This is a genomic window from Pedobacter sp. ok626 (assembly GCF_900100435.1).
Taxonomy (GTDB): domain Bacteria; phylum Bacteroidota; class Bacteroidia; order Sphingobacteriales; family Sphingobacteriaceae; genus Pedobacter.
Genome location: NZ_FNEX01000006.1, coordinates 176,171 through 200,072, shown reverse-complemented (window position 1 = coordinate 200,072; position 23,902 = coordinate 176,171). Strand labels below are relative to the sequence as shown.

At 42.7% G+C, this 23,902-nt stretch carries 14 protein-coding genes; 8 read left to right on the top strand and 6 right to left on the bottom strand.

The window, feature by feature from the left end; all coding sequences use genetic code 11:
• Window positions 1-93 precede the first annotated feature (93 nt).
• The 6 genes from BLS35_RS10750 (at window position 94) to BLS35_RS10725 (ending at window position 9,352) form a co-directional block, all read left to right on the top strand.
• On the top strand, window positions 94-3,588 hold the full coding sequence (locus BLS35_RS10750) for a TonB-dependent receptor (RefSeq protein ID WP_090780727.1): 3,495 nt from the start codon (window positions 94-96) through the stop codon (window positions 3,586-3,588).
• Between the two features lie 30 nt (window positions 3,589-3,618).
• Window positions 3,619-5,052, top strand: a complete 1,434-nt coding sequence (locus tag BLS35_RS10745; RefSeq protein WP_090780726.1) for a RagB/SusD family nutrient uptake outer membrane protein — start codon at window positions 3,619-3,621, stop codon at window positions 5,050-5,052.
• A gap of 45 nt (window positions 5,053-5,097) precedes the next feature.
• Window positions 5,098-6,207: a TlpA family protein disulfide reductase gene (locus tag BLS35_RS10740; protein ID WP_175459590.1), complete on the top strand. Its 1,110-nt coding sequence runs from the start codon at window positions 5,098-5,100 to the stop codon at window positions 6,205-6,207.
• A gap of 1 nt (window position 6,208) precedes the next feature.
• Window positions 6,209-7,717, top strand: coding sequence for a hypothetical protein (locus BLS35_RS10735; RefSeq protein WP_090780722.1), 1,509 nt, complete (start codon window positions 6,209-6,211; stop codon window positions 7,715-7,717).
• The gene (locus tag BLS35_RS10730) at window positions 7,717-8,232 is read left to right on the top strand and encodes a protein-disulfide reductase DsbD domain-containing protein (protein WP_090780720.1); all 516 of its coding nucleotides are present in this window, start codon (window positions 7,717-7,719) and stop codon (window positions 8,230-8,232) included. The genes BLS35_RS10735 and BLS35_RS10730 overlap by 1 nt, the downstream gene beginning before the upstream one ends.
• A gap of 100 nt (window positions 8,233-8,332) precedes the next feature.
• Window positions 8,333-9,352, top strand: coding sequence for a LacI family DNA-binding transcriptional regulator (locus tag BLS35_RS10725; RefSeq protein WP_090780718.1), 1,020 nt, complete (start codon window positions 8,333-8,335; stop codon window positions 9,350-9,352).
• Here BLS35_RS10725 and nagA read toward each other — a convergent pair.
• The 3 genes from nagA to BLS35_RS10710 are packed head-to-tail and all read right to left on the bottom strand — an operon-like array spanning window position 9,349 to window position 13,138.
• Window positions 9,349-10,539, bottom strand: a complete 1,191-nt coding sequence (nagA, locus tag BLS35_RS10720; protein WP_090780717.1) for an N-acetylglucosamine-6-phosphate deacetylase — start codon at window positions 10,537-10,539, stop codon at window positions 9,349-9,351. The genes BLS35_RS10725 and nagA overlap by 4 nt on opposite strands.
• A 2-nt stretch (window positions 10,540-10,541) precedes the next feature.
• Window positions 10,542-11,762 carry a Gfo/Idh/MocA family protein gene (locus tag BLS35_RS10715; protein WP_090780715.1) on the bottom strand — a complete coding sequence of 407 codons (1,221 nt, stop codon included), beginning with the start codon at window positions 11,760-11,762 and terminating at the stop codon, window positions 10,542-10,544.
• A gap of 35 nt (window positions 11,763-11,797) precedes the next feature.
• Window positions 11,798-13,138 (bottom strand): sugar MFS transporter, encoded by a 1,341-nt coding sequence (locus BLS35_RS10710; protein ID WP_090780714.1) that lies wholly within the window; start codon window positions 13,136-13,138, stop codon window positions 11,798-11,800.
• A 187-nt stretch (window positions 13,139-13,325) separates the two neighbouring features.
• Here BLS35_RS10710 and BLS35_RS10705 point away from each other — a divergent pair, with 187 nt between their 5' ends.
• On the top strand, window positions 13,326-14,753 hold the full coding sequence (locus BLS35_RS10705; protein WP_090780712.1) for a Gfo/Idh/MocA family protein: 1,428 nt from the start codon (window positions 13,326-13,328) through the stop codon (window positions 14,751-14,753).
• 88 nt (window positions 14,754-14,841) lie between these two features.
• Window positions 14,842-15,579: a glucosamine-6-phosphate deaminase gene (locus tag BLS35_RS10700; protein WP_090780710.1), complete on the top strand. Its 738-nt coding sequence runs from the start codon at window positions 14,842-14,844 to the stop codon at window positions 15,577-15,579.
• A 47-nt stretch (window positions 15,580-15,626) separates the two neighbouring features.
• Here the strand turns inward: BLS35_RS10700 and BLS35_RS10695 are convergent, their stop codons facing one another.
• The 3 genes from BLS35_RS10695 to BLS35_RS10685 are packed head-to-tail and all read right to left on the bottom strand — an operon-like array spanning window position 15,627 to window position 23,732.
• Window positions 15,627-18,713, bottom strand: coding sequence for a T9SS type A sorting domain-containing protein (locus BLS35_RS10695; RefSeq protein WP_254778816.1), 3,087 nt, complete (start codon window positions 18,711-18,713; stop codon window positions 15,627-15,629).
• Window positions 18,703-20,472, bottom strand: coding sequence for a RagB/SusD family nutrient uptake outer membrane protein (locus tag BLS35_RS10690; protein ID WP_090780708.1), 1,770 nt, complete (start codon window positions 20,470-20,472; stop codon window positions 18,703-18,705). Before BLS35_RS10690 ends, BLS35_RS10695 begins: the two co-directional genes overlap by 11 nt.
• A 17-nt stretch (window positions 20,473-20,489) precedes the next feature.
• Window positions 20,490-23,732 (bottom strand): SusC/RagA family TonB-linked outer membrane protein, encoded by a 3,243-nt coding sequence (locus BLS35_RS10685; RefSeq protein WP_090780705.1) that lies wholly within the window; start codon window positions 23,730-23,732, stop codon window positions 20,490-20,492.
• Window positions 23,733-23,902 lie beyond the last annotated feature (170 nt).

Genomic DNA, 23,902 nt, shown 5'->3' with positions numbered 1-23,902 from the left:
AGCAAGCTGAATAACCAACTAAAACAAATGTACAAAAATTACACTAGGAAACTCGGTGTACCACATCTGGTATACCATAAAATCTTGCTGACTATGCGATTAACCGCCGTCATACTATTGGCTACACTGATGCAGGTAAGTGCCTCCAGCCTCGCTCAAAAAATTACTTTGTCCAAATCAAATGCCAGCCTGGATAATGTGCTCAACGAACTGCGCCAGCAATGTGGATTTGATATTGTTTATACCAACGTGCTTTTAAATAAGTCAAAGCGTGTTACCATCAATGTAAAAGGAGTTCAGCTTGAAGATGTGCTTGATGCAGTTTTTAAAGATCAACCCTTGACTTACTCCATCAACAACAAAGTAGTAATCATCAAAGCCAAAGAACAATCACTTCTTGATAACATTGTCGCCCGATTTCAGGCAGTCGATATCAAGGGCCGTGTGGTTGATGAGGCGGGTAATTCAATGCCAGGGGTCTCGATCAGATTAAAAAGTGGAAATAAAGGAACGATAACTGACAATAACGGAAGGTTTTCTTTACCAAACGTTGCCGAAGATGATGTTATACTCTTTGCATTTGTGGGCTACGACCTTAAACTGATAAAGGTGAAAGAGGCTAAAGGAACCGATATGGTAGTGACCTTGAAACCTAAGGTAAATAGCCTTGATGAGGTAGTTGCTGTGGGGTATGGAACCACAAGAAGAAGAGACTTGACCGGTTCTGTCGCTTCTGTAGACATCAATGAGGTCAAAAACACACCTTTTGTGAGCATAGATCAGGCCTTGTCTGGCAAAGCTGCCGGTGTTCAGGTGGTACAGGCCGACGGTTCGCCCGGTGGTATGGCCAAGATCCGTATACGTGGCGGGAGTTCTTTGATTGGCGGAAATGACCCACTGTATATTATAGATGGGGTTCAGATCACCATTCAAAACAAATATGTACAGAGTGAGGCAGAAGTTCGAAACCCAGTAGAAGCTTTGGGAAACGATAAAAACTATGCGAGTAATGGTGTAGGTTCTTCTTTTTCACGTGGATTAAATACCCTTGCCGGTTTGAATATCAATGATATCGAGACTATCGACATTTTGAAAGATGCCTCAGCAACGGCAATATACGGTTCCAGGGCTGCCAATGGCGTTGTAATCATCACTACCAAAAAAGGAAAACTCAATCAAAAACCAGTGTTAGAAGCCAACTACTATACTGGAATGAGTAAAGCAATAACCGAAAAGCTGTTGAATGCGGATCAATACAAGAGCCTGATGCTGGAGGGAGCTAAAAACCTCAATGCGCTTAGAGCGGCTCAGAGCCGACCTGCCGATGGGGTTGCAACCTCAATCATCAATGATCCTAATTTCCTGGGTACAGCTAATACCGATTGGCTCGACTTCATCACCCGCACTGGCGTCACTCAAAATGCGGACATCAGTGTCCGCGGTGGTGGAGCAGGTTCGCGTTATTATACTTCACTGGCTTACAATGACTCAAAAGGAACGCTACTGGGAACCGATTTCAGTAGAATCGCAGGTAAGGTAAACCTGGACAATGAGATCAACAGTAAATTGCGTGTGATCACTAACCTGGACTATGCTTTTACCAAAAATAATGTGACCAACGGAATTTATTCTTCCGCGATTTATGCCCCGCCAACCTTAGCCCCATTCAATGCAGATGGCAGCCCGGTAGCATTTAATACTGCAGATACAGGCTTTGGACAATACAGCGATATCCAGAATCCAATGGCACTTTTACAAGGAAAAAACAGTTCAAAAAACACCCTGTTATTAGGCTCTCTTTCGCTGGAGTATGACATACTGAAATCGCTTAAATTCAGGAGTACCGCCTCGGTAAACTATTCAAGCTATCATCAACTGAACTACGCACCTTCTACCGTCTCTGTAACAGATGCTTCAGGAATCAATTCGGTAAATTCGAATGGCGGTATAGCTAGTCAGGCCCAGACTCAGCAAACCGATGTATTCTACGAAAATACCTTAACCTATGAAAAACAGTTTAATGAAAACAACCGTCTGACCCTATTAGCGGGAACCTCCTGGCAAAAGACAAATGCTGAAACCTTTTCGGCTTCCGGACAAGGCTTTCCCGACGATGTTTTTCTGAATGGCTTGTCATCTGCAGCTCTGCCACTTCCCCCGCAAGCGAGCGAATCACAGAGCGCACTGCTCAGCTTTTATATGCGTGCAAACTATGCATTAAAAGAAAGATATCTCCTGACCTTGACTGCCAGATCGGATGAATCCTCTAAATTTCCTAAAAACAACAGAATAAGCTATTTCCCTTCGTTTGGTGTTGCATGGAGAGCATCTGAAGAGTCATTTCTGAAATCAGCTACCTGGCTAAACGAACTAAAATTCCGCGCCAGTGCGGGCTATACTGGTTCTCAGAACTTAGGCAATAATCTATTTTATACGCTATTTACCCCTGCTGCTTATGCCTCTACAAATGCATTAATCCCTACACAGTTGGGAAATGATCAAATCAAATGGGAAACGACCTTGCAGAAGGACGCAGGTGTAGACTTTGCCATCTTCAATTCGAGGATTACCGGCTCAGTTGGTTACTATAATAAGCAAACTTCTGATCTGCTGATGGCCTATACAGTGGCGACAAGTTCGGGTTTCAATTCAGCACTTGTCAATGTGGCTGATATTAGAAACCAAGGTTGGGAATTCGACCTGAGGGCTGATATCGTACGTGGCAAAAATTTCACCTGGAATCTTGCTGCCAACATTTCACGCAACAAATCCAAAGTGACCAATATCAACAGGGATCTGCAGAATCCAAATGCCATTTCCCAGGAAACGGATCCATTTGTGAACTCCTTATTTATCGGTAATACGATATTACGTGAAGGCAGTCCTGTCGGATTGATTTTCGGATACCAATATGATGGGGTGATTAAGAACCAACAAGAGCTTGATGCTTACAAACAAGCAAGTTTGTATGCGCAATTTGGAATTCTTTCCAATCTTGCCATTGGTTATCCAAGGTACAAACTTCAGGAAAACGGTGTTTACAAAGGATACTTCAAACGTGACGTCATCGGTAATGCTGAACCTAAGTTCTATGGTGGTATCACCAATAATTTTAGATACAAACAATTTAACCTGATTACCTTATTTAGCTACTCGGTGGGGGGAGATATTCTTTATCTGCCAGATGTCAGCTCACTGGGCCTTTCGGATAGAGGAAATCGCAATACCAGGATATTACTACCGCATTATACCGCGCAGACTCCGGATGCAGACCGGCCAAGTCTGGTCTACACCGAAAGTAACCTATTTGGAACCGGTAGCTCCGACCTTTCCGTACATGACGCCTCCTATATTAAGCTGAAATCAATTTCCATTGGCTATCAGCTACCAGATAATTTAAGTAAACGGCTGGGACTTGGTTCAGCGATGGTTTATGTATCAGGCAGCAACCTTTTCACCATCACAGGGTATCCTGGTCCGGATCCAGAGATTAGCAACGATCCTTATAGTTTAATCAGCGGGTATACGGACTCTGCCAATTATCCCTCTATGCGTCAGTTCACTTTTGGGCTGAGAGTTGGATTCTAAATCTTCTGTATAACCATAAAAAAAATTCACATGAAACGAATTTCAATATATATATTACTTGCAGCATTTTTCGGGACTTTAGTGTCCTGTGATAAGCAGCTCAGCGAACCACCTGCAAACGCCAGGGTGGATGGCACAGCGATTACTGATCAGAAATCAGCACAAACGGTGCTAAATGGCGCATACTATCGGTTTGCGAATGTAGATAATAACAACGTAACAAACTGGACAAGCAATCAGGTTGCGGGGGGGATGTATAACGGGCTCCTCGCCTATGGTTTTGGCCAGGTACCTGACGAAAAAAATGAGAATGCAAATGCTGGATATGCTCCCATGATTTGGACGCAGGCTTACTTGTTGGTCACAGCTACAAATGCTGTAATCGATGGAGTGAGTGTACTGGCGGACAATGCATTTGTAGGTTCCAGAAAAAATGAAATTATCGGAGAAAGCCGTTTTTTACGTGCATACGGACACTTTAAAATACTCGTATATTTTTCAGAATGGTTTAAGCAGGACAGCAAAAATGGTGTATTAATCAGAGATAAATTTATCACCTTAAGTCAGGTTCCCAAGGCACGTAGTACGGTCGCGGAATCTTATGCTTTTATACTAGCTGATCTGGATTTCGCAATAGCCAATGCCCCCGCTACTAACCCAAATTACTATGCTACCAAATGGGCAGCCATGGCGTTAAAGATGAGGGTACTACTATGCCGTGGTCAGCAAGCTGACTATACAGAAGTCAACAATCTGGGAAACACCCTGATCCAAAGTGGTCCTTATGCACTGGAAAACAACCTGAAGGATATTTTCTATACAAAGGGTTTGAGTAGTAAGGAAGTGATCTTTGGGGTCAAACCGCAACCCAGTCAGGAACTGTTCTATTATATCCAAAGCCGGGCGTATTATCCTGGTCAGTCGTCGGTGTTTGCAGCTACACAAAAATTTAAGGACCTGCTACAGAACGACCCAAGGGGAACATGGATGGTCGGAGCGCTGACACCTTACCAGGCTTATTCGCCGAACACCTATTATTTTCTAAAATATATCGCAGTCGGAGGAAATCCTTCACAACTCAGCGAAACCTCCTATGCTTTGCGTTTGTCTGAAGTTTACCTCATGCGGGCGGAGGCAATTATTCGTTCTAATGCTGGTGACCTCAATGCTGCAAAATCATTGATCAAAACGGTTATGGGCAAAGCAGGTGTGACCAACTTTTCGGCTGTTGATGATGCAAACACAACAGATGCACTGCTGTTGCAGAATTATTATGAAGTAGAACGAAACCTCACCGGGGAGGATGGTATTGAGTGGCTAACGCTGATGCGTTTACCTTTTGCCACGGTAAAGCAACTCAGACCAACTATTATTTCAGATATACAGTTTTATTTTCCGGTACCACGATCAGAGTTTGATACCAATCCCCTCTTCGGAATACAAAACACAGGCTACGGACAATAAATAATGACCATATATTTTAATAATATGAAACATACAATCAAAAAAATGAACATTTTAAAAAGAATAATCTTTGCGGTCGGTTTAATCATCCCCACAACTATAGCTACTGCTCAGAGTAAGGCAGCCCTAACGATAGGCGACACTGCGCCGGAACTAAAATATGCCAAATGGATTAAGGGAACACCTGTAACTAAATACGAAAAAGACCACCTTTACGTATTTGAATTCTGGGCAACCTGGTGCGGCCCATGTAAAGCCGCGATGCCACATTTATCAGAATTGGCTAAGAAATATGAAGGTAAGGTTACTTTTACCGGTGTTAACATCTGGGAAAAAACCGGTGATAAGCCTTACGAATCATCGTTACCCGCGGTAACTAACTTCGTAAAAAGTGTTGGAGATAAAATGGCTTATAACGTGATTGCAGATAATAATGAGCAGCACATGGCCAATAAGTGGATGATCGCAGCGGGACAAAACGGTATTCCAGCAACCTTTCTGCTAAAAGAAGGCAAGATCATATGGATTGGTCATCCGATGAAACTGGATTCTATTATTGAACTGTCAATTGCCGGAAAGTATGACATGGAAGCTTTTAAGCAGGAATTTAATGGATCTAAAGTAAGAACTGAAGCTATGATGGCAAAATTCAAAATTTTGGATCCTATGTTAAAAGCGGTCAAAGCCAAAGAATATACCAAAGTATTGGCGATCATTGATACGCTTGATCTTTCAGATCAGATGATCGCGATGCAGGCAAACTCAGCGAAGATCACTGCATTATATGCGCTGAAAAGAGAAACAGAAGCAATGTCTTTCTCGCAGGGCTGGATCAAAAGTAACAATGGTTTCAGTGGAACTGTGGCAGGAATAATTATAGGAACAGAAGGTTTGTCCAGAAAGTCATATCTATACGCAGCTGAATTGGGGAACTCAGCATTGGCTCAGGAAGGTATTGTTAAACCTCTTGTTTATCATTTCATAGCAACAGCTTATGATAAAGCTGGAGATATAAAAAATGCGATCATTTCAGAAGAAAAAGCACTTCAAACTGCCAAAGAAGCCTTAAAAGAAGGAAAGTTTATAGGCTCAATATTGGACTCTACTGTTACCGAATTTGAAGCACAGTTGGCTTTGTATAAAAAGAAATTATAAAATGATGAACAGAATTTTAAACCTAATGATGCTGGCCCTGCTTTTAATTGCAGGGCCACTCATGGCACAGCAGCGTCCGACAAGTCCGGTTAAAGTGCTATTTGTAGGCTATGATCCGGCTAAACCTATGCCCGAAATTAAACGGTCTGCTCCGGGTATGATGTCTGAAAAGGAATTCAAAGCTGAATATCCGCTGCGCATGCCTGCTTTTAAGGCACTACTTAGTCAGTATTTTACTGAAGTGAAAACTATTGATTGTAGAGACTGGAAACCAGTCGATTCTGAGCCTTATGATGTAACGATCTTTGATTTTGCGACTACGGCAGTTGAACCGGCAAAAATGGAAAAGGGCGCTAATGGTGAAAGCAAGTTTACAGCAGCCAGGTACCTGCCCGATAATTTTTCTAAACCAGTTATTTTTATAGCAAGTACCGCTGATGAAATGGGCCGCAGGATTGGTCTTAAACTGGATTGGCTTTGTCTCTGCCTGGATGCAGACGCACATCACCTGAATACCAACCATGCGATCTTTAAAGGACCTCTGGAAAAAGTAATGCCTACTATGGAAAATAAAAAAACACCTGATGGGATTTTTCACTATGCAAGTGGTGCAGGTGTTCCCAAGGAAATCCCGATGTGGAGAGTGCAAAAAACGGGTTATCTTGATGGTAAAGGGAGCAGGATAGGATTGGTCTCTCGGGGCAACAGGTTCACTGAATCCCCCGATGCGGAGATGATTTCCAGCGGGGTTTGCGCAAAGGATGTAGGCGCGGTAGCATTGGGCCGCCATGGCAACTTCTTCTTGTGGGGCTTCAGTGCTTCACCAACTGATATGACAGATGAGGGCAAAAAAGTTTTTGTAAATGCGGTTGCTTACATGAAACAATTTAATAGTAAAACACCAATTGCCAGAAAATACAACGACCGCATGGCAACAACAGATGATGTGCGGGAAATTATTGCTGCTGCAACCAAAACCCATTATAACGACTATGTAGCACAAATGAAATCATTTAATGAAGGTAATGTAAAAGAAAGCAAACGCCTTGCCGATAAAAAAGCTACAGGGCAAACACTGACTCCCGAGGAAGAAGCCTCCCTTCTTTATATTGGGAATACGCAGGAAATTGACTCCTGGGAAACTTATTTGAAAAGATCCATGGGGAAATTTGCCGATAAATTTGGTACAGATGCTGAAGCCTTTCAAAAATATATGAAAGCAAACATGGGTTACATTTATTGTAATCCGGATGGTTTTTATGACTATTCAATTGATGAGGACGTTCAAAAGATCGGTGTATCTAATCACAGCCTCAAGCTGTTGGATGCCTGTGTTGCCATGCTGAAAAAAGGCAAGGAGAGCGACCTCGCTTTGCGCGTGCTGAAAAGGTACACCGGCGAAAACCTTATTACTGCGAAGGACTGGGCCAGCTGGCTGTCTAAAAACAGAAATAAGTTATTCTTTTCGGAGACGAACGGATATAGATTCATGATCAATACTTATAGTTAATGAAAAAGTTAATCGGATTATTTATAATCTTCTTATCTAGCGGACTGTGTGCCAATGCACAGTCCGCCTTCGACAAAAAGATAACAGCCGCGGTGGCACAGTTAACATCTAATGAGCCAACCAATGAGAACCCCGTTACTTTAAATGCCCGGATACTCCTGGAAAAGGATAGTATTGCGATTATCGTTAAAGTCGGCATGGCACCAGGCTGGCACATCTATCAGTATGTCCCTTCTACTATGCCTTATATCGCAATTGAACATATTTTAAAACTACCGGAAGGCTTTCAGTCCGTTGGTAAGTGGGAGATCAGTAAACCCTTTCCTTCTTCCAACGATCCAGGCGTGCTGATTTATGAAAAACAGGCCTGGTTTGTACATAAAGTAGTAAGGTCAGCAGGAATTAGAAGTACCGAAATAATCCAGACGGGCTTATATTATCAGACCTGTGATCTACACCAATGTCTTCCTCCGGTTGAAAAGATTATTGACCTGAAGGTAGAACCAGAGAGCTAATGCAGTCATGATAGAAAGACATCCTTGGTCCTTTTTTTTGTTTTTTTTACTACCTTAGGCTTATAAACAAGAAACCAAATCTAATTCCTTCCGAATCTTTATGGCCCGTCACTACGTAACAATAAAGGATATTGCAAAAATTTTAAATATTTCAGTTTCTACCGTGTCCAGGGCTTTAAGGGATACTTACGATGTAAATCAGGAAACCAAAGAAAAAGTACTGGCCCTCGCCACAGAACTGAACTACAAACCAAATTTTAATGCAACAGGGCTGGCCAAAGGTAGTACCCATAACTTAGGGGTGATTCTACCTTTTATCACCAATTACTACTTTTCTACAGTGATCACTGGTATCCAGGAAGTAGCTTATAACAATGGCTATAACATCATCTTGTTCGTGACTAACGATTCTCCTGAAAGAGAACTCGCTATTATAGAAAATCTTTCTGTTTCAAGCCTGGATGGCTTACTGGTTTCCATTTCTTCTGATTCAGACTCCTGTAACCACTTCCAGGAAATTGTTGATGAAGGTATACCTGTAGTATTCTTTGACAGGGTAGCCAGCGAAATTGAGACCTCAAAAGTAATGCAGGATGATTACAATGGAGCTTTTGAGGCCGTAGAGCACCTGATTGAAAACGGATACACACGAATTGCACATATTGCCGGTCCTAAAGGACTCAGCTTTACTGAAGCAAGGCTCAGAGGCTATCTGGATGCACTAAAGAAACACAATATTGAGCCAAATGAGGATTGGGTGGTTTACTCCGGCTTTTCCCAGGAACATGGCGAAAGCGACACCATCCAGTTAATGGAATTGAAAGAAAAGCCGGATGCTATTTTTGCTGTGAACGACAGAAAGGCAATAGGTGCTATGATTACATTAAAAAACAAAGGCATAAAGGTTGGTGAAGAATTTGGTGTAATTGGCTTTACTAACGATCCAATGTCGACCATCATCTCACCCTCTTTATCTACCATTGCAGAACCTGCTTTTGACATTGGCAAATTAAGCTGTGAACTGCTGATCAAACACATTACCAAAAAGTATTTTCACGCGGAAGAAATTGTACTTCCAGGAAAGCTCATCGTTCGGGAATCCAGCAGCAGAAAAAACTAAGGCTTGCTATAAACAACTCTTCCGTTCACGATGGTATGCTGGATATTAATATCCCGATCAAAAACAACCACATCAGCATCCTTACCTACAATAAGCGCACCTTTTCGGTTTTCCAAGCCCATGATACGGGCAGGTGTTGTACTGATCATCCGTACCGCTTCCTCCAGGGAAACTCCAGCCATGTTTACCATGTTCCGAACCAGTCTATCCGCTGTAGCAACGCTCCCTGCAAAAGAACTTCTGTCGGGCAGCTTGGCAACTCCATCTTCTATAATCACTTTTAGGCCATTTTTTAAACTGCCCAATATACTCTCACCCGGAGGCATTCCGGCACCGCGCATGGCATCTGTAATGAGGGCTGTTCTCCCGGCACGCTTTATTTTGTAGATCAATTTTAACAAAGGAGCAGGTAAATGAACCCCATCAGCTATAATTTCAACATCCATTTCATCAATCAGATACCCACTTTCAATTACCCCGGCAAAGCGGAAACAATCACGGCGACTCACCCCAGACATGCTCGAATAAAAATGCGTAGCCAGGGTATACCCATTTTCGAAGGCTTCCAATACCTCTTCATAGATCGCATCTGTATGCGCCACTGCGGCCAATACTCCCTTCGATTTCAGATACCGGCCAAATTCAATAGCTCCTTTTAATTCTGGAGCAGCACTCCATCTTTTAATGATACTGCTGGCCGCCAGTATTTCTTTGTATTCTGCAGGATCAGGGTCGCGGATATACCTCGGATCCTGTGCTCCTTTTTGGCTAAGCGCAAAATAAGGTCCTTCCAGGTGCATACCTATAAACTCTGCGCCTTTATCGTTCAGTTTATCCGCCTGCTCATAAATCCTCAAAGTCTCCAGCAGGTCTTCCTTTTCACTGGTCAGTGTTGTTGGGCACATGGCAGTAGTGCCGTAGCGCGCATGCGTTTCGGCAATACCCAGGAATGCTTCAACAGTATTATCCATAAAGTCGTGCCCGCCCCCACCATGAATGTGCAGATCAATAAAACCCGGAGAGATGTAATTTCTTTTGGCATCAATTTCATCCGCGTCCGGAAAATCAAGATTCCCTTCTTGCGTTGCCACAATTTTCCCATCTGAGATCAGTACTGTTCCCTGTTTAATGGTTTTGTATGGAGTAATGATTTGTCCGTTATATATTTTTAACCTTTTGCCTTGCATAATTAAATTGAATATTCTGGTTTCCAGAGTTGTATGGTTTCTGTTTCAGCAGCTGTATTGCCCATATGAATGGCGATGGACGAATCTTTTGCTGTAGCTGCATTAGATGCTGGTTTACTTTTTGTCAAAATACAATTTGCGAAATCCTTCAGGGCATAAACGGTTGGCTCTAAGGATTTCTCACCAGGTTTTTCAAAAATCAGTTCATTGCCTTTACCTTGTGTAGTAACCGCAATAGTAGCTCCGGTCACCCCATCTACCGTCCCCCTCTTATTATTTAACGATTCCGGGTAAATAAATGCCTTATCACGCTGTATTTCTAAAGTCGCCTTATCACCTAAAATACGGATCCCGTATCCATTGTAGGCGTTGGAAAGTACAGATGTGACACTTACTTTAATGTCATTAGGGTACTCATAAATCGCTCTAATGTTGTCATAAGTATCCCTTCCATCCTTCCAGTAGTTTACGCCGCCCATCGCAGTAACCTTTAAAGGATGGCTGTCCGTTAGGTAATGTACCGCATCAATGGCATGTGCGCAAAGTTCAGATAAGGGACCGCCACAATATTCCTTATACATTCTCCAATTAATAGCCTGTTCCATTTTGGGATCGCTGACTGGAAAGCGCCAGTTGGAATTCCGGTTATACTGACATTCAAAATTCGTAATCTTTCCCAACCAATTCTGATCTATCGCTTCCTTCACTTTATGATACAAACCAAAATAACGATACTGGTAACCAACCTGGAAAACCAAATTCGATCGACGAACCCTTTTCTCCAAATCAATAGACTGAGCAATGTCGTAGGTCATGGATTTCTCTAAATAGATGTGCTTTCCTGCAGCCAGGGCATCTACGCCCATCGGATAATGTAGATAAAGCGGAGTAGCAATGATCACCGCATCAATATTTTTATCCTCCAGCAGTTTACGGTAATCTGTATATGCTTTAGCACCTTGGGTAGCTTGCTTCAATCCATTTTTAAGGTGCTCTGGTATTGGATCGCAGCAGGCTACAACCTGCATTTCTGGTATTTGACTAATGAGTTTGATTAAGCCAGTCCCCCTTGATCCCGTACCAATTACCCCAACCTTGATGGTATCGTTTTTAAAATGACCTTTTGCCAATGCAGGGAATCCGGCATAACTCAGTGCAAATCCCGATAAGACTATGGCATTTCTGGTTAAAAATTGTCTTCTTGAAAGTTCTTCTGATTTCATTATTTCTATTTTAGAAAACCATCAACAGGTTAAATTTATCTGGTAACATTATTAGGTGCCCAATTTCTGATCTGGTATCCCTTAAATGCGTAAAACATTAAATATAGGTAACATGGGAACAATACCCAATAGGCAGTCCTAAGATCATACACATCAGCAAAATAACCATAAAAAAGTGGCATAATGGCGTTTCCACAAAGCCCCATGATCATGATCGATGCACCCAGTTTGGTATATCTACCAAGCCCATCAAGTGCCAGCGGCCATATACCTGCCCAAACCAATGAATTTGCCAGCCCAAGTAACACCACAAACCAAATAGAAATGTCGGCCGCATGCCCAAGAATGTTAACCTGTCCCCGACCAAAAATAATAAGCAGCGTAAATATGGCACCTAGCAAAGTACAGATGCGTAACACATTAACCTGACTGATGATTTTAGGAATCATTAATATTCCCAGGGTATAACCACAAATGGTTGCAAACAAAGTATAAGATGGAAAGATTTTGGCTTCCAGCAAATGGATATTCATAGAACCTGCATAACCAATTATAGTATCAATAGCAATGACCTGTGTCCCCACGTGTAGAAATATAGCAATTGCGCCGAGTATAAGATGTGGAAATTGAAAAATGCTGGTCTTACCAGAATTTGCTGCAGCCACATCTTCGCTTTCGTGCTCTGTATCAATTTCGGGCAGTGGCGAGTAACGAACCATTAGGCCAAGACCAATAAGCACAGTCCCCACACAAGCATAAGGAACAATTACCCTTCGAATCAGTTCGTCTAGCGCAGCACTCTTCTCGGCGCTATTCATCAATGGCAACTGTTTAAAGAGTTCTCCATCTGTAGCTTTTAAAATGACTGCGGCAAACAGCAATGGCGCCAGTATACCTGCACCCTTATTGCAGATGCCCATGATACTGATACGTTGGGCTGCTCTTTCCTTGGAGCCTAAAACGGTGATATAGGGATTGGCTGCAGTTTGTAGTATGGCCAGGCCCGCACCCAACGAAAACAAGCCCAGTAAAAAGACCTCATAAGTGCGAGTCAGTGCCGCTGGAACAAATATAAATGCCCCCACAGCCATTGTCCAAAAGCCAATCATCATTCCTTTTTTAAAGCCTACAGACTTTAAAAGAAAGGACGAAGGCACAGACATCACAAAATAAGAGATGTAAAAAGCAAAGGCAACCAGGTAAGATTCAAAGTTCGTAAGTTCACAGGCAATCTTGAAATAAGGAATCAGGATTGCATTAATCCAGGAAACAAATCCGAATATAAAAAACAATAATCCAATAATAAGAATTGAAATCAGGGTATCTCGCTTACTTAGGGAACTTACCGATACGGAAGAGATTTGTTGCTTGGCCATAGCTAAATATAGTATAATCTGAAAAACGAAACTAAGGATATCAGTACAGAATAAACCACTCTGAAACAGATAAATGAGCGGCAACGCTACCGATAACGTTCTCGCTATTTTATTCGGTTTTATAGTCCTATTCTTAAAAGTCATTTAATAGATTTGAAGAAACTCATCACCATTTTAATCGCAATTAATGAAGAACAATAGAAGAGATTTTTTAAAACTTGGCGGTCTGGCTGGTCTTGGTCTGGCCTCTTCGGGTCTTTTATCGGCCTATACTTCCATTTCTGAGACTTCAAAAGAGGATGATATTCTTAAACTAGCCAAAAGGATACATAAGCAGGAATTTAATATGAGTGGTTATGCCGCTCCTAAACTAGATACAGTCCGTATCGGTTTTATAGGATTGGGTAACCGCGGCGCAGCGGCGGTAAAACGCATGGCAAGGATTGCAGGTACAAGTATTAATGCATTGTGTGACTTACGTCCAGAAAAAGCGGCTGCCTCTATCCAGAACTTAAAACGTACTGCACATAAACCTGTAGTATACACGGATAAAGAAGAGGCCTGGAAAAAACTCTGTGAACGCGACGATATCGATCTCATCTATATAGCCACTCCCTGGGAACTTCATACACCAATGGCCGTTTATGCCATGAACCATGGCAAGCATGTATGTACTGAAGTCCCTGCAGCTACCTCGCTTGAAGAATGCTGGCAACTGGTACAAACTTCTGAGCGTACAAAGAAGCACTGCATGATGCTGGAAAATTGCTGCTATGACTTTTTTGAGATGCTTACGCTTAACATGGCAAGGCAGGGATTTTTTGGAGACATTATCCATTGCGAAGGTGCTTATATCCATGACCTTCTGGAAGGAAATTTTTCAAAGTCCAAATATTACGATATGTGGCGACTGAAGGAAAATGTTAAACATAAGGGCAATTTATATCCCACGCACGGACTTGGTCCGATATGTCAGGTGATGAATATCAACCGTGGTGACCAGATGAATTACCTGGTATCGGTTTCTTCTAATGACTTCATGATGGGCGAAATGGCTAAGGAACTTGCAGCTAAGGATCCATTTTACAAGCCTTATGTGGGCAAAGCCTTCAGAGGTAACATGAGTACCACGACTATCAAAACACACCTTGGCCGCACAATGATGATACAACACGATGTAACTTCACCAAGGCCATATTCTCGTTTGCACCTGATTAGCGGCACAAAGGGTACTGCTCAGAAATATCCATTGCCGGCGCGCATTTCTACGAGTCATGAAGGCTGGCTTTCTGATATCGAATTTAAAGCGATGGAAGAGAGATATACCCCTAACCTTGTTAAAAAGATCGGTGAAATGGCTAAGGCCGTGGGCGGACATGGTGGAATGGACTTTTTGATGGACTGGCGTACCATAGACTGTCTAAGAAACGGACTTCCCTTAGATCAGGATGTTTATGATGCAGCACTATGGAGTTCTATACTTCCCTTGAGTGAGTGGTCTGTAAATAACCGTTCCAATTCCATTGATGTTCCTGATTTTACAGGAGGATCATGGAAGACGAATTTGCCTGTTGACATCTCCCTTTCAAAAGGCGGTACAACCGGGGTTATTTAGAAACAAGACCAGAATAAATAAATGAGCTGCCTTAGGGAGATTGGAAATCTATTGTCTAATAAATCATTGAAAACACGAATACAATAAAATGGAAACAAGCGTAACAAACAGTCCTGAAGAACTTGGAATCGCAGCCGGAAAGGCCGCTGCAGATCTGATCAGGGAAACCATTGCCAAAAATGGCAAAGCAAACATCATCCTTGCCACAGGGGCAAGCCAATTTGAGACTTTAAACCAGCTCATCAAAGAAGACATTGACTGGAGCAAGGTGGCCATGTTCCATCTGGACGAATACATCGGCTTACCAGAATCTTCACCTGCCAGTTTCAGAAAATACCTTAAAGAACGCTTCCTTGAAAAAGTTACACCTTTAAGGGCAGCTTATCTGGTTAATGGAGAAATGAATCCAGAAGCAGAATGCAAGCGTCTGGGTGAGATCATTCAACAAAACCCTATAGATGTTGCCTTAGTCGGCATTGGCGAAAACGGGCACCTTGCATTCAATGATCCACCGGCAGACTTTGAAACCCAGATCCCTTACCTGGTGGTAAACCTGGATGAACAGTGCCGCAAACAACAATTTGGAGAAGGCTGGTTTAAAAGTATTGACGATGTTCCGACCCAGGCCATTAGCATGTCGGTTCAGCAGATTCTAAAATCCAAACACATCATCTGCTCGGTACCCGACCGCAGGAAAGCTCAGGCAGTAAAGGATAGCTTAGAACAACCAGTTAGTAATAAATACCCTTCAAGCATTTTACAATTACATCCCGATTGCAGGTTTTATTTCGATAAAGCTTCCGCAGAACTACTTTCAGTAGTATAAAAAAAGGCTCTTCATAAAGAAGAGCCTTTTTTTTAAAAGTAATATCTTTACATTTTCACAAACATTCCATTCTGTCTTGCACTACTATTATTGAACTCAATGATATAAGAACCCGGTGGAAGATGAGTAACATCTATTTCCGTTTGCTCCATGCCCATCTGTGGAGCTCTGGTCATCACTCTTTCACCCATTATATTGTAAACATTTATCACAGCAGATGGATTAATTTTAGCGTGTTTAACCGTTAAAATCCCCGAAACAGGGTTTGGATACATCTTCAGTTTTCTATTTTCTTTTATTCCGGTGGTAGTATCCGACATTTTAGCCACGCTTAAACTACGCGCTAATAGTAAAGGATTATTGTCAATGCTTACCGTATTGCTGTAAACTATATCTCCCGTGTCATCCAAATGTTTGCTCCCGATTTTATAATATACCAACTGCTGAGGTGCTGCATTATCTTTCATCAGGTAAGCCGTCTGATTGATTGAAGCGGTAACTGCGGAAATCTTCGTGAATGTACTGCCATCGGTTGATCTATATAACCCCAGGCTGAACTGATCTTTTGCCCAATCGATATTGAAATTGATCTTAACGGTATCCAGCCCGCCCTTCTGAGCATCAATTCCCAAGTAGGAAACCTGCTGATCGGGCGACGGTATGCCATTCAGATATTTTTCGAGCATAGTATAACCATCGGTTCCATAAGTATTTTTATCTACACCTGTCGAATCTGTTGCAGAATTCTGAATCATCTTTTCCCACCAGTTGGGCAAGCCATCATTATCCGTATCCATAGGATAGTCTGTACTAGCTAATACCGGCCATCCGCCAACAGTGGTCTGGCTATCAATGATCCCAGATGGATGAAGCATTCCGGAAGCAACATAACTGGCGTCTTCATAAGTAGCGGTACCTGTAAGTGTTTCTTTAATGATCCGCCTGTCCACAGTATCCCTTCGCGGTAAAATGGCACCGGCGCCATTCATCACCGCATCAAAAGCATCCTCTGCAGTCTGCGTTACAACGGGGGCGTACGGAAATGGTATCAATGCCTTCCCTGCTGCTTTCATTGCCGCAGCGTTGTAATATCCGTCTAGCTGTACCCCCTTAGTCCAGTTATCGGCTGTAACATCGGGAAAACCGTGTACGTAATTTCCATTCAAATAGAATTTTCCTCCAAATACAGTATCTCCAGCTAAAGTGGTACTGTAACTCGTATATAGTAAAATCCGGTTTTTCCGATTTGAAGCAGAACTTGAAGCTGCGCCTGTGGTTGCAGGACCAGCTTTATGGTAATTATTAACCATGTTATAATGCCCCCCAGCACCTCCGTATGGAGAACCTACCCAATTGTAAACAACATTGTTCCTGAAGTCTGCATATTCCAATTCAGGTTGTAAACTGGTTGTGCTACCTGAAAAGCGGGGATTTCGGTTGGAATTACTAGCGAGGAGATTATGGTGAAAAGAGGCATTTTGACCGCCCCAAATTCCTCCGTAGCCATGTGGCGTACCCTTAGTATGGATTGACTGATAAAGACTTTCGCTCAACATACTCCATTGCAAGGTAAAGTTTGAAATGGCATAGAAAGAACCTACTTCGTCGGTAGACCAGCTCATCGAACAGTGGTCGACAATGATGTTCTTAAAAGGCTGAGTAATGGGTTCTCCATAATTGTTATACATGGCATCTACTACTTTTGAAGAATCACCGGGAACGGTAATTACATCTCCGGGCCGGGAACGAATGTGTCTCACAATAATATTGTTTGCCCTTATGCCCAAACCATAATTCTTTAAGCAAATGCCATTACCTGGTGCAGTTTGTCCCGCAATGGTAATGTTATCCTTAGTAATGGAAATGACGCTTCTTAAGTTAATCGTACCGGATACTTTGAAGATTACGGTCCTATTTGGCTGAGATACCGCATCACGTAAACTCCCAGCAAGGCTATCTTTAAGGTTGGTTACATAGTATACCTCGCCACCCCTTCCGCCTTTAGCATAACGGCCTCCCCCCTCTGCCCCGGGAAAAGCCAGTTGCGACCAAACTTCAGTAAAGCCATTAAGCGAAACATCTTTTGAGACCAGGTAACGGCCATCACTGAATGCGCTGGTTGTCCAGGGATAAACCCTGAGGAAAAAAGTCCGGTTGTCTGAAACTGGAATATTGAGGTTTGCAAATGTAACTAGCGAGGGTATTGAACCCGATGCAAGGGCTACATCAGAATTTAAATCTGTAAAAGTTATACCATCTGTCGACCAACAGATACGAGCATGGGCAGAAGCCGAGGAATTAAAACTCAGTGGGATTTTAACCTGGTTTACGACAAAATTATATCCTACTGTAGGTGTTACAGTATATTGAACGTACCTGTTACTATCAGGGCCAGTATTTGCAGGCCAGTTCCCATCCAGAGGTAAAATACGTTGGCCCCCGTTGCCGGAAATATAATTATTCAACTTAAGTCCGGATAGTGCTTGCGCAGTTGCGGAAACTTGACCGGTTACCGTAGCAGTTTGGTTTGCGGTTAAGGTCCAGCCTGCTACCGGGGAAACGTTTGTTGTTCCGGTAATGACCAGATTCTTTATGAGCAGGTATTTGCTACTTATCGCACTGGCTGTCCATGGTGAAATCCTGAAATACATTTTTTTACCGCTGGGGACAGTAATGTTCTGTCCGCCAAAAGTGTATGCGATGGGTGTTGTACCGGATAAGAGGGAAAAATTTGAGGTCAGATTTGTAAAATGAACGCTATCGGTAGACCAGGCCAGGTTTACACGTCCTGCCCCCGAACCGTAAAAACTGATCATTAGCGCTACAGACTTGACATTTAAATCATTGCCGTTTGTTGGACTCAATACGAACTGCATAAATCGAGTACTGTCTGGCATAGTCTGGGCAGGCCAGTTATTTCCTGGAGGAAGACTTCGTTGACCTCCACTGATGTAGTCTTGAACGGATAGGCCCGAAAGCTGTTGGGCTGTTGCTGTAATGTTTCCCGTCACAGTTGCGTTTTGGTTTGCTGTTAATGCCCAGGTTGCCGATGCAGCCGTTTGGGCATTGAGTCTTCCCGCAGCTGTCCAAAAGAGCAGGAAAACAATAAGGCCGCGCATAACTTTAGTATCCATAGTCTTGTTTCAGCTTTGGATTTGACTCTACTACTGATTGGGGCAATGGGAACAGCTCGCTATGATTGGGTTTAAAATACTGTGCAAAATTAGTAATCCAGACAGCTGTGATCGAACTTACCCAAGCCACCTTCGTGTAACCTACTGGAGTTGCTGCAGGTGCTGGGGAATAAAGGGAATTGCTAAAGATCACTTCTGTTGAAGCCGATTTATAATACATGCTCTGGGGAAGATTATTGTAAGGGGCTACTTTATTCAACATTTTGGTGTAATTGCTTCTCGTTTCGGCAATCTTCGAGGCCAGCAGATTCCAGCGTATGAGATCATACTTACGGATCCCCTCTCCTCCAAATTCAAAATAGCGTTCATCCACAATCGCGTTAAAGAAATCGTCTTTGCCTGAAGGGGTTGTGCCTATGGCAGTTTCATTACCCTTAAAACCCCGTTTCCTAACTTCCTCATAGGCAGATTTCGCTGCAGCCGTTGGTCCGCTGTTCAGTTCGTTCTCGGCTTCGGCAAACATTAACAGGACATCCGAAAAACGCAGGATCGGCCAGTTGATCCCGGTTTGCTGACTGGCAGATGTAGGTGCCGGGTTCCACCAATCGGCCCTGAATTTCCCGCTAACCATATTCACCATCGTTTGTACAGCTTTGGTTTTATCCGCATTGTTGTAGTAAGGTGCCAGGGTAACATCTCTCCTGGTATCTAATGCATTAAAGGAATAAAAATAAACCGGAACCGCCCGTACAGAACTGTTACCCAGCTGTGCTGTACCAGAAGAAGCATAAAAACGTGGTCCGTCATAATAGCCTATCCTTCCGCTGATGTCCTTCCCCATCGCCACTTCAAACATAACTTCGCCATTGGGCTCAATTTTAAAAGCATCGATGTAGTTTTTAAATACATCCTGAAATGTTGGGTTCAGATTATGTTTGTCGCGATGTTGCATAATTTCTGCGCATTCATCCCTCGCTATTTTATAGAAACTGAGATAGTCTGGTTTACGTTCCATTTGCTCGGAGGCACTTCTAAGGGAATATCCTCCTCTATATAGCGCAATCCGAGCCCTTAATCCTTTAACAGCCCCTTTGGTAATACGTTCATCAATCCCCACTCCGGCATCATTACGCCAGGGAACCAGCTCGCCAGCAAGCTTAAGGTCCTCGATTATTCTGTCATAAATCAGGTCACGGTCCGTTTTTGGCAGATAAAGATCTGACTGATCAATTGCTGGTTCAAATATAGCCGGAAGATCGCCCCAGTTCCTGATCAGCTCCAGGTAAAACTGGGCACGCAAAGTCAGTGCTTCGCCATACAAACGTCTCAACTGTTGCTTTTCCGTCTCAGAACCATTGTTGTACATCGCCATTGCCGGGATGTTCTTGATGCAGATATTTGCCCTTTCTATTCCCGTATACAACTGCTGAAAAGGCAAGGTGAGCTGCCCGTTCGTAGCTTGCAGGTTGTACCTGGATAAATCACGTGAATTGTTGTCGGGTGCCGAAGCATTGGTAACTCCAATAAACTCGTCGGTGTCGTAAGGGTACATCATACTCAGGCGACCACCATAACCGTTATCGCCGGTTAACTGTTCATAAACACCCATTAATGCACTTGTGGTATTGGCCACATTGCTGAACACAAACTGTTCGTCAAAAGCCGATTGTGGTGATACGTCCAGGTATTTTTTACATGAACTCAGGCCAAGCATACTTACAAGCGCCATGGCTATTGGGAAAAATATTTTTACTTTCATCTTTTGAGCTTTTATGGTTAAAGGGAAAGGTTGATACCAAATATATACGTGCGGCTACGCGGGTAGGCAGAGTAATCAACTCCCGGCGTCACCGGGTTTGAGCTCCTCACATTGACTTCAGGATCAAAGCCTGAATAGCCTGTGATTACGGCCACATTATTGGCTGTAGCGTATACCCTTAACCTGTTGATTTTTGCCTTGCTAATTAATTTTACAGGAAAAGTATAGCCCAGTGTAATGTTGTTGAGCCTTAAAAACGAACCATCTTCAACCGCCCAGGAAGTTGGATAAAAAGCCCCTGTACCGGTAATCGGCTGCCATATTTTTGCGTCCTTGTTCAAAGCGGCAAGCTGATCTGGCGGAATACCCGTAACCTGGGCAGCACCACCTACTACAGTAACTTTTTGAACCAGGTTACCACTGGCATCAATGGTTTTCCAGCGGTCTTTCATTACGGCCAGCATATTGGTATTGGGTGTATAGCTATTTGTAAACTCAATTTTATTGGCATTGTAAATGTCGTTGCCCACCACAAAGTTTACAAACATGCTCAGATCGAAGTTTTTATAGGTAAACTGTTGGTTAAAACCTCCCGAAAATTTAGGTGTGGCATCCCCAATAATATCCTTATCGCTCTCATTGATAACATTATTGCCATCACGATCTTTCAATTTCATCCAACCGGGCTGGGCTGTTCCAAGCACCCCAGATACATCGGCTACACCAGGTTTAAGTGTATAGATTTGCGTAGCTGGATCATAATTAAAATCGTTAACACTATAGAACCCATCCGATACATAGCCATACATGGAACCAACAGGTTTACCCACCTGTACAATATAATCTGCTGGCTGCCCAGAAACAAAGGATACAGCTGGTGATGGCAGATAGCTGGAAGCAGTGGATAACTTATCAATTTTATTCCTGTTAAAGGCAATGTTAAAATTAGTTGTCCATGAGAAATTTTTCTGTTGTATTGGTATCGCATTCAGCTGAAACTCCAACCCCTTGTTTGAGGTTTGTCCAACATTTTGGAGCTGGGTAACATAGCCTGATATGGAAGGTATGCGCACATCCAGTAAAAGATCTTTAACCTTATTTTGATACGCATCAATGTTCAGCTGCAAGCGATTGTCCCACAAGGCAATATCCAACCCTATATTTTGCGTTACAGTAGTCTCCCATTTCAGATTTTTATTGGCCAGACTGGAAGAACTATAGCCTGGACTCACCACTTCATTCAAGGCATATTTGGCATTGGTAGAAAAGGTTGTCAGATACAAGAAATCACCGATCCTGTTATTCCCTGAAGCTCCATAACTGGCACGTAGTTTCAGATCAGAAATAAAGGAAACATCTTTCATAAAATCTTCTTTTGAGATTCTCCAACCTATGGATCCTGAAGGGAAATAGCCCCATCTTTTATCGGCAGCAAACTTTGAAGAAGCATCAGTTCTGAAAGTAAACTTAGCCAGGTATTTATCATTAAAGGAATAGTTTAAACCTGTAAAGAAGGAAAGCAAGCGGCTCTCGTTGATTACATTAGCTGGAAACAGCGGAGAACTCTGTCCGAGGCTAAGCTGTCCAAGCGCCTTTTCGGGAGTAATGCCCAAAGGAAACATTTTCAATTGATCAAGCTTAATTTCATCTTTCAGATTGTAAATCTCTTGCCCCAGCAAGGCGCTAAAGTTATTTACCCCTTTTTTATACGTATAGGTAAATACATTGGAATTGTTGAGGCTAAAACGTTTGGTGTTATTGATGTTTACAATAGGCAGGCTACTTCCATTTGTTCTGGCATTGGATGTGAAATAATCATCGAACGCGTTGATGGTGGTATTGTTGAAATTAACCCCGGCAGTGGATCTGAAAGAAAGGCCTTTGGTAAACGTATAATTGAGATATCCATTGATATTCAGGTTATCAGATGGCCTGCTCCTGTACTGCGCATCGCTTAGCTGAATAGGATTTAACACCCCTAATCCATTTCCAGTATTGGTATCGTTGAAGTAATCCTCGTCAATTACATCGTCGCTCATACCTTTGGTATTTAAGGGTTTGTATTTAATGGTATGGCGAAGCAAACTATAGGTTGCAGTTGCCTCGCTGGTAGACACACCTGAGCCATTGATCTTCTGATTATTATATCGCACACCAAAACCTGTCCGAAGTTTATCGCTTGCCCTGTGATCCAACTTTAAATTGAAGAGTTGCCTGTTAAATTTAGAGTTGACCATAATGCCTTCCTGTGAATTATTGGTATAGCTAACGTTAAAAGTGGTTGCTTTACCACCGCCTGTAATGGCGACTGTATGTGTTTGTGATACCGCATCTCGGCCAAATGTTTTTTCCTGCCAGTCGATTGGTGCTGTATTTTTGTAATCCGCAATATTGGCGAAACTACCGTATGTTTGTTCAAAAGCGGCTTCAGTATTTGTTAAGCCTCTCGATCTTTCATATTGTCGCAATACAAAATCATAAGGGCTCATCACTTCCAGTTTGTTTTGCAGTTGGGCCAGGCCCAGAAAACCATCGTAGCTGACTCTTGTTTTTGCTTCTTTACCTCCTTTTGTGGTGATGACCACTACACCATTGGCTCCCCTCGCACCATAAATGGCTGTTTCTGAAGCATCTTTAAGTACTTCTACGGATTCAATATCTGTGGGCGAAATATTGGATAATCCATCCTCTACCTGAACTCCATCGACCACATATAAAGGTGAATTATTTTGGGTAATAGATCCTCCTCCCCTTACCAATACCCTTACATCAGCACCAGGCATTCCTTCATTTGCCGTAATCTGGACACCTGCCAGTCGACCTGCAAGGGCCTCAGCTGCTGAATTGACGGGTATATCTTTCATCTGTCCTGCATTAACAGAAGCTACCGCACCGGTAATATCCTTACGTTGCAGTGTTTTATAACCTATGGTAACTACCTCGTTTAACATATAGGCTTCCGGCTGAAGTCTCACAGTCAGTTCCTTTTCGTCCACAATTCTTACTTCCCTTGTTTTATACCCCAGATATTTAAATACCAGAGTAATTTCTCCGCCAGCTTTCGCTGTTAATTTAAATGCGCCGTTTATATCGGTACTTACCGCAGTGGTCTGTCCCTTAACGGCAACTGACACACCTGGCAACAGTTCATCTTCTGCCTGACTCATTACTTTACCCGAGATTGTACGACTTTGTTGCTGTGAAAAAGAAATGCCTACAAAATGCAGCAACACAAAAAATACCTGTAAAAATCTTTTCATAATGTTTGGTTATAGCTGGTTTAGGACGATAGAGCAATCGCTTATAACAAGATTACATTTTTCTGATGAAGGATCATATCCATTTGGCCTAAAAATGTATGCAAGCGGTATCGGTAACGTTATCGAAACCGCTCCCGGTAATTTTAAGGACTGATTTAACTTCCGACAAG